General features: G+C 55.8%; 12 protein-coding genes. 9 read left to right on the top strand and 3 right to left on the bottom strand.

All coding sequences use genetic code 11. From position 1 onward, the window contains the following. Nucleotides 1–14 precede the first annotated feature (14 nt). Complete coding sequence (glnB, locus tag ACI2I2_RS14055) at nt 15–353, top strand: nitrogen regulatory protein P-II (RefSeq protein WP_002914032.1); 339 nt, start codon at nt 15–17, stop codon at nt 351–353. Between the two features lie 60 nt (nt 354–413). Here the strand turns inward: glnB and hmpA are convergent, their stop codons facing one another. Next, nucleotides 414–1,592 carry an NO-inducible flavohemoprotein gene (hmpA, locus tag ACI2I2_RS14050; protein ID WP_404658466.1) on the bottom strand — a complete coding sequence of 393 codons (1,179 nt, stop codon included), beginning with the start codon at nt 1,590–1,592 and terminating at the stop codon, nt 414–416. Nucleotides 1,593–1,895: 303 nt separating this feature from the next. Here hmpA and glyA point away from each other — a divergent pair, with 303 nt between their 5' ends. Then, nucleotides 1,896–3,149, top strand: a complete 1,254-nt coding sequence (gene glyA / locus ACI2I2_RS14045; RefSeq protein WP_404658465.1) for a serine hydroxymethyltransferase — start codon at nt 1,896–1,898, stop codon at nt 3,147–3,149. Between the two features lie 134 nt (nt 3,150–3,283). Here glyA and ACI2I2_RS14040 read toward each other — a convergent pair whose 3' ends face one another. Both ACI2I2_RS14040 and ACI2I2_RS14035 read right to left on the bottom strand, forming a co-directional pair. Next, nucleotides 3,284–3,706 carry a DoxX family protein gene (locus ACI2I2_RS14040; RefSeq protein WP_404658464.1) on the bottom strand — a complete coding sequence of 141 codons (423 nt, stop codon included), beginning with the start codon at nt 3,704–3,706 and terminating at the stop codon, nt 3,284–3,286. A 65-nt stretch (nt 3,707–3,771) separates the two neighbouring features. Continuing rightward, nucleotides 3,772–4,968, bottom strand: a complete 1,197-nt coding sequence (locus tag ACI2I2_RS14035; RefSeq protein ID WP_404658463.1) for an ROK family protein — start codon at nt 4,966–4,968, stop codon at nt 3,772–3,774. Between the two features lie 116 nt (nt 4,969–5,084). On the opposite strand from ACI2I2_RS14035, the gene ACI2I2_RS14030 reads away from it, so the two are divergent. The 7 genes from ACI2I2_RS14030 to ACI2I2_RS14000 all read left to right on the top strand — a co-directional run bounded on the left by ACI2I2_RS14030 (nt 5,085) and on the right by ACI2I2_RS14000 (nt 15,659). After that, the gene (locus tag ACI2I2_RS14030) at nt 5,085–8,369 is read left to right on the top strand and encodes a DUF5107 domain-containing protein (RefSeq protein WP_404658462.1); all 3,285 of its coding nucleotides are present in this window, start codon (nt 5,085–5,087) and stop codon (nt 8,367–8,369) included. Between the two features lie 140 nt (nt 8,370–8,509). Beyond that, nucleotides 8,510–9,493: a substrate-binding domain-containing protein gene (locus ACI2I2_RS14025; RefSeq protein WP_404658461.1), complete on the top strand. Its 984-nt coding sequence runs from the start codon at nt 8,510–8,512 to the stop codon at nt 9,491–9,493. Between the two features lie 19 nt (nt 9,494–9,512). Next, nucleotides 9,513–11,027, top strand: a complete 1,515-nt coding sequence (locus ACI2I2_RS14020) for a sugar ABC transporter ATP-binding protein (protein ID WP_404658460.1) — start codon at nt 9,513–9,515, stop codon at nt 11,025–11,027. A 25-nt stretch (nt 11,028–11,052) separates the two neighbouring features. Beyond that, nucleotides 11,053–12,051: an ABC transporter permease gene (locus ACI2I2_RS14015; protein WP_404658459.1), complete on the top strand. Its 999-nt coding sequence runs from the start codon at nt 11,053–11,055 to the stop codon at nt 12,049–12,051. Nucleotides 12,052–12,115: 64 nt separating this feature from the next. Further along, a complete protein-coding gene (locus ACI2I2_RS14010) occupies nt 12,116–13,177 on the top strand; it encodes a zinc-binding dehydrogenase (protein ID WP_404658458.1) in 1,062 nt (353 codons plus the stop codon). A gap of 11 nt (nt 13,178–13,188) precedes the next feature. Then, the gene (locus ACI2I2_RS14005; RefSeq protein ID WP_404658457.1) at nt 13,189–14,064 is read left to right on the top strand and encodes an aldose 1-epimerase; all 876 of its coding nucleotides are present in this window, start codon (nt 13,189–13,191) and stop codon (nt 14,062–14,064) included. 158 nt (nt 14,065–14,222) lie between these two features. Then, nucleotides 14,223–15,659, top strand: a complete 1,437-nt coding sequence (locus ACI2I2_RS14000; RefSeq protein WP_404658456.1) for a sugar porter family MFS transporter — start codon at nt 14,223–14,225, stop codon at nt 15,657–15,659. Nucleotides 15,660–15,727: the final 68 nt, after the last annotated feature.

Genomic DNA, 15,727 nt, shown 5'->3' with positions numbered 1-15,727 from the left:
TAAGACAGGAAACCATGAAAAAGATTGATGCGATTATTAAACCCTTCAAACTCGATGATGTGCGCGAAGCGCTGGCGGAAGTTGGCATCACCGGGATGACGGTAACGGAAGTGAAAGGCTTTGGTCGTCAGAAAGGTCATACCGAGCTGTATCGCGGCGCGGAATACATGGTCGATTTTCTGCCGAAGGTGAAAATTGAAATCGTGGTGACGGACGATATCGTCGACACCTGTGTGGACACCATTATCCGCACCGCGCAGACCGGCAAGATTGGCGATGGCAAAATCTTTGTCTTCGACGTGGCACGCGTGATTCGTATTCGTACCGGTGAAGAAGACGACGCGGCAATCTGAGCATCTCTTCCCCAATGGCCCGGCAAGCATCGCGCCGCCGGGCTCGTTTTTCACATCACATCACAGCACTTTATGCGGGCCAAAACATTCGTAATGGATGTTGTCTGTGCTCACGCCCAGCTCCACTAACTGTTTCGCGGCAAACTGCATAAATCCGACCGGGCCGCAGAGATAGAACTGCATCGCCGGGCTGCTGAATGCGCCTTCGTGAGCCCGTAAGTCCATCAGTCCTTTGCTGTCAAATACATCCCCACTTTCTGGGGCATTAAACCAGACATGAGAAGCAAAATGCGGCAGGCTCGCGCCCAGGGTTTTCACTTCTTCAGCAAAAGCGTGGACTTTGCCATTTTCAGCGGCATGGAACCAGTTAACCTGAGCCGTGTGTTTCTGCGCTGCCAGTGCGTGCAGCATGGACAGCATCGGGGTCTGGCCGACACCAGCCGAAATCAGGGTTACCGGTGTCGCAGGATCAATCTGCATAAAGAAGTCGCCTGCTGGTGCAGCCAGATGGACAACATCGCCCACCTTCGCGACATCGTGCAGCCACTCGGAGACCTGCCCGCCATTTTCACGTTTCACGGCAATACGATAGCGCTTGCCATCGTGCTGGCGAGTCAGGGAATACTGGCGAATTTCCTGATGCGCGAAGCCTTCAGGCTTCAGCCACACGCCGAGATATTGTCCTGGCTGATAGTCAGCCACCGCGCCGCCATCTGCGGCTTCAAATTCAAAACTGGTGATAAGCGCGCTTTGTGGCTGTTTGCTGACGATGCGGAACGGGCGTGTGCCTTCCCAGCCGCCATTTTTCGCCGCGCTCTGTTGGTAGATTTCGTCTTCGCGTTTGATAAACACGTCTGCCAGCACGCCGTACGCTTTGCCCCACGCGTCCAGTACTTCCTGACCCGGGCTGAACATCTCATCCAGCGTCGCTAACAGGTGACCGCCAACAATGGCGTACTGCTCGGGTTTAATCTGAAAACTGGTATGTTTCTGAGCAATTTTCTCCACCGCAGGCAGCAGCGCCGCCAGATTCTCAATGTTGCTGGCATAAGCGGCAATGGCGTTGAAGAGCGCTTCGCGCTGGTCGCCGTTACGTTGGTTGCTCATATTGAAGATCTCTTTGAGCTCCGGATTATGGGCAAACATACGGTCGTAGAAATGGGCGGTCAGTTTCGGTCCAGTCTCGACCAGCAGGGGGATCGTGGCTTTGACGGTGGCGATGGTTTGGGCGTCGAGCATAGCAATATCCTTTTGAAGGTTTTTAATGATGCATTTTGAATGCATGTTATAAAAATGACCCTGAGATGTAAAGGGTTCTTCGCAAGGTGAAAATCCTGCATCACAAACCTGAAAAGAAATCCGTTTGTCCGGGCGTTACCTTTATTGCTCAAACCCTTGTGTGACGGCGAAGTAATCGTTTGCGTAAAATCCTTTGTCAAGACCTGTTATCACAGAACTTATCAGTTATACTGTTCGCCGTTGCCCAAAAGGGCCCCCCTTTTAAGCGGTAAAAACTACTGTTAGCTGAGTCAGGAGATGCGGATGTTAAAGCGTGAAATGAACATTGCCGATTATGATGCCGAACTGTGGCAGGCTATGGAGCAGGAAAAAGTACGTCAGGAAGAGCACATCGAACTGATCGCCTCCGAAAACTACACCAGCCCGCGCGTGATGCAGGCTCAGGGTTCTCAGCTGACCAACAAATACGCTGAAGGGTATCCGGGCAAGCGCTATTACGGCGGCTGCGAATACGTTGATATCGTTGAGCAACTGGCTATCGACCGTGCAAAAGAGCTGTTTGGCGCAGATTACGCCAACGTGCAGCCACACTCTGGTTCTCAGGCGAACTTTGCGGTCTACACCGCGCTGCTGCAGCCGGGCGATACCGTGCTCGGTATGAACCTGGCGCAGGGCGGCCACCTGACTCACGGTTCTCCGGTTAACTTCTCCGGCAAGCTGTACAACATCATCCCTTACGGTATCGATGAGTCCGGTAAAATTGACTACCAAGATATGGCTAAGCAGGCACAAGAGCACAAACCGAAGATGATTATCGGCGGCTTCTCTGCTTACTCCGGCGTAGTTGACTGGGCCAAAATGCGTGAAATCGCTGACAGCATCGGCGCTTACCTGTTTGTTGATATGGCGCACGTTGCGGGTCTGATTGCCGCAGGCGTTTATCCGAACCCGGTTCCACACGCTCACGTTGTGACCACCACCACCCACAAAACGCTGGCGGGTCCACGCGGTGGCCTGATCCTGGCGAAAGACGGCAGCGAAGAGCTGTACAAAAAGCTGAACTCCGCTGTCTTCCCAAGCGCGCAGGGCGGCCCACTAATGCACGTTATCGCGGCGAAAGCAGTGGCGCTGAAAGAAGCGATGGAGCCAGAGTTCAAAACCTACCAGCAGCAAGTCGCGAAAAACGCCAAAGCGATGGTGGAAGTGTTCCTGAACCGTGGTTACAAAGTGGTGTCTGGTGGAACTGAGAACCACCTGTTCCTGCTGGATCTGGTCGACAAAAACCTGACCGGTAAAGAAGCTGACGCTGCGCTGGGCCGTGCCAACATCACTGTTAACAAAAACAGCGTACCAAACGATCCAAAGAGCCCGTTTGTGACTTCCGGTATCCGTATCGGTTCCCCGGCTGTGACTCGCCGCGGCTTCAAAGAAGCTGAAGTGAAAGAGCTGGCTGGCTGGATGTGTGATGTGCTGGACAACATCAATGATGAAGCCATCATTGAGAGTGTTAAAGGTAAAGTGCTGGATATCTGCGCCCGCTTCCCGGTTTACGCATAATCCCGTTTTGCCCATAAAAAAGGCCGCGAATGCGGCCTTTTTTATTGCCTGATGGCGGCTGCGCCTTATCAGGCCTACCCGTACCTTAGGCTGCTTTTGTAGGCCCGGTAAGGCGTAGCCGCCACCGGGCACTCTCAGCGCCGATCCAAAGAAAGCGACCCCGGCCCGGCGATCGCCAGCAGTAAAAAACCACCCGCGATACTGATGTTCTTATAGAAGTTAATCATGTTCGGCACCACCGCATCCCCGCTCATGTCCCAATAATGATGCCCAATCACCGCCGTTCCCAGGGTGTAAAAGATGAAAATCACCGCCAGCGGACGAGTAAAGAAACCCAGCACGATAAGGATGGCGGCAGGCACTTCCATAATGATGGCGATAATGGCCGACAGCATCGGTACGGGCGCACCGCTCGATGCCATGTACTGCACCGTGCCCTGGAAACCGAGCAGTTTGGGGTAACCAAAAATGATGAATAGCACCACGAGAGCAATTCGGGCAATCAGCAGTAGCAGCGAGCGTGAGGAACCAAAGTCAAAATAGCGGATGGCGTTCATAGCAAGTCCATTGTGTGAGGAAGATAACATAACGTTAATACACAATCTCCCGTCTCGCCATTTGCTCAGCCCTCGTTGGCCAGCGCGGCTTCGACATATAAATAACCAATCCCCATGACCTGCTGAGCGCGGGTCAGTTGCCCGAAACTTATCTCCGTCTCGTTTCGCTTCAAACCGTCATTATGATCAAACGGGTTAAAGCCGATGCGCTCTTTGATAGCCGCCAGCCACTGCTCACCAAATTCGCAACTGCGACCATAAAACCAAATCTGGTTAATATTTAAGATATTCAGGAAGTTGTACAGGCTCAGACCAATGGCATTAGCCGACTCTTCTACCCAGCGCACGACACGCTCATCGCCTTCGCGCCAGGCGCTGACTAGCTGGTGAGATTTGAGCGTTTCAGGATCTTGCTGTGTCGGTTGCGGCGACGTTTTTAGCCAGATGCGAGACTGCTTTTTCAACGCTGACAGCGAGGCTACGGTTTCCAGGCAGCCGTAACGCCCGCAGTCACAGGCCATTCCGTCAGGGTCGATGATGGTATGGCCGATTTGCCCACTGCCATACAGACTGCCGCGATACACCTGATCGTTAATGACAAACGAAGAACCAATCCCGTAATCCACGTTGATAACGCAAAAGTCTCGCCCACGGGCAGTGTTTTGCCACTTCTCCGCCAGCGCCAGCATTACGCAGTCGTTGTCCACCAAAACCCGCACACCGAGCTTTTCTTCCAGCAGATATTTCACCTCGATAGGCGCTTTCCACGGAGCTTGTGGCATGGTTTGCGACACGCCAGTCACCGGGTCAACCTGGCCGTGAATAGCCAGCGCCAGATTGATGGTGCGATTTGGCCAGAGCTTGCGGTAGCGGTGCCAACATTTTTCTATTTCGGCCAGCAAAGCTTGCGGGGAAGGGGCGTCTATTGCCACGCGTTCGAAATCGCCTTTTGGACTCAGGCAGGCATTCGCCAGCTGGCATTCGATACTGGTCGGGGTGATATTCAGGCACAGCGTCCAGTCGCCTTCCGGGGCAATCAGCCACACGCCACCGCTGTGACCGCGTGACGGTTTATCTTCCTCAACATTCAGCACCCGCTGCTCTTTGGCAAGTTCTTCCAGAATGTTGCTCACCGCCGGAATGGAAATCTGCGCCAGCCGAGCCAGCGTCGACTTGTTCGCCCGTTTGACACGGTACAACAGCTCCAGCAGCACACATTTGTTGTGATGCCGGATTTGCTGATTGTTGATGCAAGCCTTCATATCACTAAATCCCGTTTACTGTAATGCGTGATTATTGCGCGAAAACAGTGCCAGATTGTTCATTAAACTGCCACCAATCTTTTTGTTTAGTGTGTCTTGTTAATATTGAGGGCGATATGGAATCAGTCAAAGCGTGGCAAGAAAACCTCAGCATCCCGACTTATGAAACCGGGCCGCAGGATGTTCATCCTATGTTCCTCGAAAATCGCGTTTATCAGGGTTCGTCCGGCGCGGTGTATCCCTACGGCGTGACCGACACGCTCAGCGAACAGAAAACGCTAAAGCAGTGGCAGGGCGTATGGCTGGAAAACGACTACATTAAGGTGCTGATCCTGCCAGAGCTGGGCGGGCGCGTGCACCGGGCGTGGGACAAGGTCAAACAGCGTGATTTTGTCTATCACAACGAGGTTATCAAACCTGCGCTGGTGGGCTTGCTCGGGCCGTGGATCTCCGGAGGCATCGAATTTAACTGGCCGCAGCATCACCGCCCCACCACGTTTATGCCGGTCGATTTCAGCATTGAGTCGCATGACGATGGCTCGCAAACGGTTTGGGTGGGTGAAACGGAGCCGATGCACGGCTTGCAGGTGATGACAGGATTTACACTGAGGCCCGATCGCGCAGCGCTGGAAATCGGCAGTCGCGTTTACAACGGTAACGCCACTCCGCGTCATTTTTTGTGGTGGGCGAACCCGGCGGTGAAAGGCGGTGAAGGGCATCAGAGCGTTTTCCCACCGGACGTGACTGCGGTGTTTGATCACGGCAAGCGCGCCGTCTCCTCCTTCCCGATTGCCACCGGCACTTACTACAAAGTCGACTATTCGGCAGGCGTGGACATCTCGCGCTACAAAAACGTGCCAGTCCCCACGTCTTATATGGCGGAAAAATCAGAATACGATTTTGTCGGCGCGTGGTGTCATGACGAAGACGGCGGGTTGCTGCACGTCGCCAATCACCATATCGCGCCCGGCAAAAAACAGTGGAGCTGGGGCTACAGCGAGTTTGGTCAGGCGTGGGACAAAAGTCTCACCGACGAAAACGGCCCATATATTGAGCTGATGACCGGTATTTTTGCCGATAACCAGCCTGATTTTACCTGGCTTGATGCGTATGAAGAGAAGCGCTTTGAGCAGTATTTCCTGCCTTATCATTCGCTTGGCATGGTGCAGAACGCTTCGCGCGACGCGGTTCTTAAACTTCAGCGCAGCCACGAGGGTATCGAATGGGGCCTGTATGCAATTGCGCCTTTAACAGGGCATCGGCTGCTTGTCCGTGAAGAAGGGCGGCAGGATGCGCTGCTTGATGAAGCCATTTCTCTGACACCTGCTTCAGCGATTCAAGGCGTGTTGCAACAAACTGCTGCCGAAAGACTGACGATCGAACTGATTAATGCGCAGGGCAAATGTGTGTTGCGCTATCAGGAACACCAGCCGACCGCCGTGCCATTGCCGGAAGTGGCTACCGCACCTTTGGTTGCTGAAGAGATTGCCAGTGCGGACGAAGCCTGGTTTATCGGTCAGCATCTGGAGCAGTATCACCATGCCAGCCGTTCGCCGTTCGATTACTACCTGCGCGGCGTGGCGCTCGACCCGCTTGATTATCGCTGCAACCTGGCGCTGGCGATGCTGGAGTACAACCGGGCGGATTTCGCCCGAACGGTCGACTATGCCACCCAGGCGTTGAAACGCGCTCATCGGCTCAATAAAAATCCTCAATGTGGTCAGGCGAGTCTGATCCGCGCCAGCGCTTATGAGCGGCAGGACAAATGGCACGAAGCGGAAGAAGATTTCTGGCGTGCGGTGTGGAGTGGCAACAGTAAAGCGGGCGGATATTATGGCCTGGCGCGTCTCGCAGCACGCCGCGGCGAAAATGAGGCTGGTCTGGATTTTTGCCAGCAGAGCCTGCTCGCTTGCCCGACCAATCAGGACGTTTTATGCCTGCAAAACCTGCTGTTGCTGCAAAGTGGCAAACAGCGTGAGTCCCGTGAACAACGCGAAAAATTACTTCGAGACTATCCGCTGAACCCGACGCTTTGGTGGCTTGGCTGGTTTGATGAACGCAGCGAAGCCCGTCTTTCCCAGTGGCGCGGAATGTGCCGTGGTCGCGATATCAACGCGCTGCTCACCGCCGGTCAACTGCTGAGCTGGGGAATGCCAGCGCTTGCTGCACAAATGCTGGATGCCCTGCAATGTCAGCAGACGCTGGCGCTCTATTTGCAGGCCAGCCTGAAGCAGCCGCAAGAGAGAGCCACGCTCATCGAACAGGCGCGTGCGGCCTTCCCGCAGTTTGTCCGTTTCCCCAATACTCTCACCGAAGTGGCTGCGCTGGAAAACCTCGAAGAGTGCTGGTTTGCCCGTCATCTGCTGGCCTGTTTCCACTACCACAAAGGCAGCTACGACAAAGCCACCGAGCTTTGGCAGCGCTGTGTGGAAATGGAACCTGAGTTTGCAGATGCCTGGCGCGGTTTGGCCATTCACGCCTGGAACAAACTTCACGATCCTCAGAAGGCTGTGCGTTACCTCGATACCGCCTGTGCATTGGCTCCACACGATCCTCGCCTGTTGTTTGAACGTGATTTGCTGGACAAGCTGATGGGTATCGCACCTGAACAACGGTTGGCTCGCCTGGAACAACATCAGCCTTGCGCGCTTCAGCGTGACGACATGACCGCAGAGTTGCTGAATCTGTGGCATCAGACTGGGGAAACTGCAAAAGCCGCGGATATTCTGGCGACGCGTAAATTCCACCCCTGGGAAGGTGGGGAAGGGAAGATTACCGGCCAGTTCATTCTCAATCAGCTGCTGCGCGCCTGGCAGTGTATTCAGCAAAAACAGCCGCAGTCTGCGCAGACGTTGCTCCGTGCCGCATTGCACTACCCAGAAAATCTGAGCGAAGGCCGCTTGCCTGGGCAGACCGATAACGACATCTGGTTTTTCCTTGCCGTCTGTGCGCAAGCGTCTGGCGATGAAGCCGAGGCAAAGCGTTGTTTGCGGATGGCGGCAACCGGCGATCGCACTATCAATATCCACAGTTACTACAACGATCAGCCGGTCGATTATCTGTTCTGGCAGGGGCTGGCGTTGAAAATGCTGGGTGAAAAGCAGGCGTCTGAACAGCTTTTCAGCGAGATGAAACAGTGGGCGCAGCACATGGCGAAAAGCAGCATTGAGGCCGATTTCTTTGCCGTTTCTCAGCCAGACCTGCTGTCGCTGTATGCCGATATGCAACAACAACACCGGGAGAAATGCCTGATGGTGGAGGCGCTGGCAGCCGCCGGGCTGGGAGATATCGAGGCCTGGGAAAATGCCAGCCGTGCGCTTTCAACACTCAATCCTGCCTGGCCGAAAGCGGCGCTGTTCCGTGAAGTGATGCCTGCTGTTCAGCAGTGGGTGAAGTCCTGAGTTTTCCCGTCAGTGAGCGGCGTTCTCTGCCGCTCAGTTTTCGATGTCTGTATTCGTTTGTCTGCAGGTGTGCAAGGGCATATCTGAGGACGCTTTGCCGTCAATAACAAAAATGCCTTAACCCTACAAGGAGGCACTTAATGTGCGGAAATATCAGAACATCTTTGCTCTCGCTCTTCGTCGTTTCGCTGTTTATCAGTGCATTTTCTGCTTTCTCAGCGCAGAAACAGATAACCGTCGGCGCGATTTATCTGGATACCCAGGGCTACTACGCGGGCGTCCGTCAGGGCGTGCAGGACGCGGCGAAAGCGTCTGCGGTGCAGGCTGAATTAATCGAAACCAACGCCCAGGGGGATATCTCCAAGGAAAGCACCTTCGTCGATACCCTGGTCGCGCGTAACGTCGACGCGATTATCCTTTCCGCGGTGTCCGAAAACGGCAGCAGCCGTACCGTGCGCCGCGCCAGTGAAGCCGGTATTCCGGTGATTTGCTACAACACCTGCATTAACGCCAAAGGCGTGGATAAATATGTCGCTGCTTATCTGGTGGGCGATCCGCTGGAGTTTGGCAAAAAGCTCGGTAACGCGGCGGCGGACTACTTCCTTGCCAGCCACATCAGCGAGCCAAAGATTGCGGTTATCAACTGTGAAGCTTTCGAAGTTTGCGTTCAGCGCCGCAAAGGGTTTGAGGAAGCCCTGAAAGCGCGGGTGCCGGGCGCACACATCGTGGCAAATCAGGAAGGCACGGTCCTCGACAAAGCCATTTCGGTCGGTGAAAAGCTGATCATTTCGACTCAAGGGTTGAACGCCATCATGGGGGAATCCGGTGGGGCAACGTTGGGTGCGGTGAAGGCTGTGCGTAACCAGAATCAGGTCGGAAAAATCGCGGTGTTCGGCTCCGACATGACCACGGAAATCGCGCAGGAGTTGGCGAGCAATCAGGTTTTGAAGGCAGTGGTGGATATTTCCGGCAAGAAAATGGGCGACGCGGTGTTTGCCCAGACCCTGAATGTCATCAATAAAAACCCGCCAAAAGAGAAAGTGATTCAGGTGCCGATTGACCTGTACAGCACCACCGAAGACGGCAAGCAGTGGCTGGCGACCCACGTTGACGGTCTGCCGTGAGTGAACTGAGGGGATCAAGATGACGGCAACGCAATGCATCTCGCTGCCTGTTGCGAAGGTTATCGGCGGCAACAAGCGCTATCCCGGCGTGGTAGCGCTGGAGGATGTCAGCTTCACGCTGAAAAAAGGGGAAGTACGCGCGCTACTCGGGAAGAACGGCGCGGGGAAATCCACGTTGATTCGTTTACTGACCGGCAGCGAAAAGCCCGACAGCGGCGAGATTTGGCTGGGTGAAATACGGCTTGAGGGGGACGAAGCCACGTTAACCCGTCGAGCCGCCGAATTAGGCATCCGCGCGGTTTATCAGGAGCTCAGCCTGGTGGAAGGTCTGACGGTGGCAGAGAACTTGTGTCTCGGGCACTGGCCGCAGCGCAACGGCATGATTGACTATCAGCAGATGAAAGACGAGGCCAGCCAAAGCCTGTTGGCGCTGGGCGTAGAGGTTGATCCGCTGCAACTGGTTTCCTCACTGAGCCCGGCACAGAAGCAGTTGGTGGAGATAGCGCGGGTGATGAAAGGCCAGCCGAAAGTGGTGATCCTTGATGAGCCGACCAGCTCGCTCGCCAGTGCGGAAGTGGAGCTGGTTATCCATGCCGTCAAAAAGATGTCCGCGCTGGGCGTGGCGGTGGTGTATGTCAGCCACCGCATGGAGGAAATCCGCCGAATTGCTTCCTGCGCCACCATCATGCGCGACGGGCGAGTGGCAGGGGATGTTGACCTTGTAAGCACGTCTACCCGCGAAATTGTGTCGCTGATGCTCGGGCGCGATCACATTGAAAGCGACCCGATTGTCTCGCTTAACAGCCAACAAGACACTGTGCTGGAAGTGCGCGAGCTGCGTCAGGCTCCAAAACTGAACAACATAAGTTTCACTCTGCATCGAGGTGAAGTGCTGGGAATTGCCGGGCTGCTTGGCGCGGGGCGCAGCGAATTGCTGAAAGCGTTGCTTGGGCTGGAGGAGGCAGAGATTGGCGAGTTAGTCGTCAACGGCGAAAGCATCAAACGGCCTGATTATCAGGACATGCTGCGCCGGGGCATCGGTTACACCCCGGAAAATCGCAAGGAAGCGGGGATCATTCCCTGGCTCGGGGTCGATGAAAACACCGTTATCACTCATCAAGGCAAAGTCAGTGTTCGCGGTGTTCTGCAATGGCCGGTTATCCGTCGTCTCACGGAACAAGTGATGCAAAGGATGACCGTGAAAGCCGCCAGCAGCGCGACGCCGATTGGCACGCTGTCCGGTGGCAATCAGCAAAAAGTGGTGATTGGCCGTTGGGTGTATGCCGCCAGCCAAATCCTGCTGCTGGATGAGCCTACTCGCGGCGTCGACATTGAAGCCAAGCAGCAAATTTACCGCATTGTGCGTGAACTGGCCGCCGAGGGAAAAAGCGTGGTCTTTATCTCCAGTGAAGTGGAAGAGCTGCCGCTGGTGTGCGATCGCATTTTGCTGCTTCAGCACGGCACGTTTACCGAGGAATTTCGTTCACCCGTCAGTGTGGATGCGCTGATGTCCGCCATTTTGTCCGTCCACTGATGGGCTCATCACGAGGAAACTGAACATGTCTGCATCGCCAATCCTGCTGACGCAAGGCAAAGGTGTCTCGCTCAAAAGTATCGTCAGCCGCCACATCAACGAAATCGGCCTGCTGGTGGTTATTGCTCTGCTTTATCTGGTGTTCTCCCTGAATGCGCCCGGCTTTATCTCATTGAATAACCAGATGAACATCCTGCGTGATGCCGCCACTATCGGCATTGCGGCGTGGGCGATGACGCTGATTATCATCGCCGGGGAAATCGACGTCAGCGTCGGACCTATGGTGGCGTTCGTGTCGGTGTGTCTGGCGTTTTTACTGCAATACCAGGTGCCGCTGAGCGTTGCCTGCCTGCTGGTGCTGCTGCTTGGCGCGCTGATGGGCACACTCGCCGGTGTCCTGCGTGGTGTCTTTAACGTGCCGAGCTTTGTTGCCACGCTCGGATTGTGGAGCGCTCTGCGCGGCATGGGGCTGTTTATGACCAACGCGTTGCCGGTGCCCATTGATGAAAACGACGTGCTGGACTGGTTCGGCGGTCAGTTTCTCGGCCTGCCGGTCTCCGCCATCGTCATGATGATCCTGTTTGTGGCGTTCGTGTTTATCAGCCGAAAAACAGCTTTTGGGCGCTCGGTGTTTGCGGTCGGCGGTAATGCGACGGCGGCTCAGCTCTGCGGCATCAACGTCCGCCGGGTGCGCATTCTGATCTTTACGCTTTCCGGATTGCTGGCGGCCATTACCGGGATCTTACTCGCCGCACGCCTTGGCTCAGGAAATGCGGGCGCTGCCAACGGACTTGAGTTTGACGTGATTGCTGCTGTGGTGGTCGGGGGCACCGCGCTCTCCGGTGGCCGTGGTTCACTGTTTGGCACGCTGCTTGGCGTACTGGTTATCACGCTTATCGGCAATGGCCTGGTGCTGTTGGGCATCAACTCCTTTTTCCAGCAGGTGGTACGCGGCGTGATCATTGTGGCCGCCGTGCTGGCCAACATCCTGCTGACCCAGCGCAGCCAAAAAGCCAAGCGCTGAAGAACGATGAGCCTGGCGCACCTGCGGCAGGCCGGAATTTTCAATTAAGAGCGATGAGGGAACTATGAACAAGATGCTGGCTGCCTATTTACCCGGGAATTCAACGGTCGACCTGCGGGAAGTGCCCGTGCCGACGCCTGGCATTAATCAGGTGCTGCTCAAAATGAAATCCTCCGGGATTTGCGGCAGTGACGTGCACTACATCTATCACCAGCACCGTGCGACGGCGGCGGCTCCGGACAAACCGTTGTATCAGGGATTCATCAATGGGCATGAACCCTGCGGGCAGATTGTCGCCACCGGAGAGGGATGCCGTCATTTTAAAGAAGGCGACCGGGTGCTGGTGTATCACATTTCCGGCTGCGGTTTCTGTGCCAACTGCCGTCGCGGTTTTCCTATTTCTTGTACTGGCAAAGGCAAGGCAGCATACGGCTGGCAGCGTGATGGCGGCCATGCGGAGTATCTGCTGGCGGAAGAAAAAGACCTGATCATGCTGCCGGAAGCGTTGAGTTATGAGGATGGCGCGTTTATCAGTTGCGGCGTGGGCACGGCCTATGAAGGCATTTTGCGTGGTGAAGTTTCGGGCAGCGACAACGTGCTGGTGGTTGGCCTTGGCCCGGTGGGGATGATGGCGATGATGCTGGCGCGTGGGCGTGGGGCGAAGCGGGTTATCGGCGTCGATATGCTGCCGGAGCGTCTGGCGATGGCGAAACAGCTCGGCGTAATGGACAACGGCTATCTGGCGACCACGGCAAATCTGCCGGAAATTATCGCAGAGATCACCCGTGGCGGCGCGGATGTGGCGCTGGATTGCTCAGGAAATGCAGCAGGGCGTCTGCTGGCACTGCAATCCACGGCAGACTGGGGACGAGTGGTGTATATCGGTGAAACGGGCAAAGTTGAGTTTGAAGTCAGCGCCGACCTGATGCATCACCAGCGGCGGATCATCGGTTCTTGGGTCACCAGCCTGTTCCACATGGAAAAATGCGCGCATGACCTGACCGACTGGAAACTCTGGCCGCGCAACGCCATCACCCACCGTTTCTCCCTGGAACAGGCCGGTGAGGCGTATGCGCTGATGGCCAGCGGCAAGTGCGGGAAAGTGGTGATTAATTTCCCTGAATAAGGAGGCAGGACATGGCGCTCTACAGCTTACAAAAAGGCGATCTCCGTCTGGCGGTTTCCTCAACAGGCGGGGTGATTGAGGGCTTGTGGCGGCAGGATATGCCGTTGCTACGGGAAGGAAAAAACAACGGCGTTGCGACGGATTCCGCCTGTTTTCCTCTGGTGCCTTTTGGCAACCGAGTCAGCGGCAATCGCTTTGAATGGCAGGGAAAAACGTACCAGTTTGTAGCCAATGTTGACTGGGATCCGCATTATCTTCACGGCGACGGCTGGCTCGGTGAATGGCAATGTGAAACGCAGAGCGCCGACACCCTGACGCTGGTGTATCAGCATCACCACGGCGTTTATCGTTATCTGGCGCGGCAGGCTTTCCACTTACAGGCAGACACGCTGACGGTGACGCTTTTTGTCACTAATGAAGGCGAAGAGACGCTGCCCTTTGGTCTGGGCTGGCATCCTTTCTTCCCGCTCACGCCCGAGACTTTGATTCAGGCCAAAGCGCAGGGATACTGGCTGGAGCGTGAGCAATGGCTGGCAGGTGAGTTCAGCGAACGCCTGCCACCGGAACTGGATTTCAGCCAGCCTTCACCGCTGCCGCGTCGCTGGCTGAACAATGGTTTTGCTCACTGGGATGGCGTGGCGCATATTTTCCAGCCACAGGCGGGCTATCAGCTGACGATGGAAACCGACCCTCCTGCGCCGTGCTACTTCCTGTTTGTTTCCGATCCTGCTTTTGATGCGGGTTATCAGTTCGAGTTCTTCTGTTTTGAACCGATGAGCCACGCGCCCGACGATCACCATCGCCCTGGTGCTGGCGAGTTGACGCTGCTGGCGCCAGGCGGCTCGACGACGATGTCGATGACGCTGCATGTGGCATCGCTCTCCTGACCCTGTCGACACCCTGCGTGGGCAGGGTGTCACGTTCAGTGAAGCGCCTTAAGTTTAATGCGTGCCGGGCGCATCTTTTTGCGCCTAATCTTCTCATTAGACTCATTTTTTAAGCCGGTAACGAGCCACGAAGCCCGACTGACAAAGGAACTGAGTCCATGAGTCATACGCAATCAGAATTAAAAATGGGGTACGTCTGGACCATCTGCCTGGTCGCCGCCTGTGGCGGTTTATTGTTTGGCTACGACTGGGTGGTTATCGGCGGCGCAAAGCCCTTCTACGAGGCCTACTTCACTATTACCGACCCGGCACAGTCCGGCTGGGCGATGAGCTCCGCGCTGGCGGGATGTGTCGCGGGTGCGCTGGTGTCCGGCTGGTGTGCCGATAAGTTTGGCCGTCGTCTGCCGCTTATCGCCTCGGCGATATTATTCACCGCCTCGGCGTGGGGCACCGCGATGGCCAGTAGCTTCGACATGTTCATTGTCTATCGCATCGTGGGCGGCGTGGGGATCGGGCTCGCCTCCGCGCTCAGTCCGATGTACATCGCCGAAGTTAGCCCGGCAGAAAAACGGGGTCGTTTCGTGGCGGTTAACCAGTTAACGATTGTGATTGGCGTCTTAGCGGCACAGTTGATTAATTTGCTGATTGCAGAACCGGTCGCCGCGGGGGCGACGCAGCAGGCGATTGTTGACAGCTGGAACGGGCAAACGGGCTGGCGCTGGATGTTTGGTGCCGAACTGGTGCCTGCGCTGGCGTTTTTACTGCTGCTGTTTGTGGTGCCGGAATCCCCGCGCTGGTTAATGAAAGCCGGGAACGAGGATCAGGCACGCAAGACTCTGGAAAAGATCGGTTCTTCTTCCTACGCCACACAAACCCTGAATGACATCGCTCACACGCTGGCGAAAGACACGCATCGCGTCTCGTTTGCCACGCTCCTGCAACCGCAGGTACGCCCGGTGGTGATTATCGGCATGGTGCTCGCGGTCTTCCAGCAGTGGTGCGGTATCAACGTTATCTTCAACTACGCGCAGGAGATTTTTGCCTCCGCCGGGTTTGATATTAACGGCACGCTGAAATCGATTGTCGCCACCGGCATTATCAATCTCATTTTCACGCTCGCCGCCTTGCCGCTGGTCGATAAGATTGGTCGTCGCAAGCTGATGCTGCTCGGTGCAAGCGGACTGACCGTGATTTATGCGCTGATTGCTGGGGCGTATGCGCTGGGCATCATGGGCTGGCCGGTGCTGCTGTTAGTGCTGGCGGCGATTGCCATTTATGCGCTGACGCTGGCTCCAGTGACCTGGGTGCTGCTGGCAGAGATTTTCCCGAATCGCGTTCGTGGTCTGGCGATGTCGTTAGGCACGCTGGCGTTATGGATTGCCTGCTTCGTGTTGACTTACACCTTCCCGTTGCTGAATGCCGGATTGGGCGCGGCAGGCAGCTTCTCGCTGTATGGCATCATCTGTGCGCTGGGCTGGATTTATATTCAGCGTAATGTGCCGGAAACCAAAGGAATTACACTGGAAGCGCTGGAGGAACAACTGGCTGCACGCCATCAGACTGCCTCTTCGGCGGCGAAGGAACATCGCGCCTGAAAGCGCATTTGTCGAATGATGTTATTAGGTTGTTAAAGTGACTTGCCAGCCGGGGCGTTTGTCGCCAG

It is taken from the genome of Scandinavium sp. NPDC088450, assembly GCF_044900545.1.
Taxonomy (GTDB): Bacteria; Pseudomonadota; Gammaproteobacteria; order Enterobacterales; family Enterobacteriaceae; genus Scandinavium.
The sequence above is the reverse complement of the archived record's forward strand: the minus strand, read 5'-3'. Positions and strand labels throughout refer to the sequence as shown.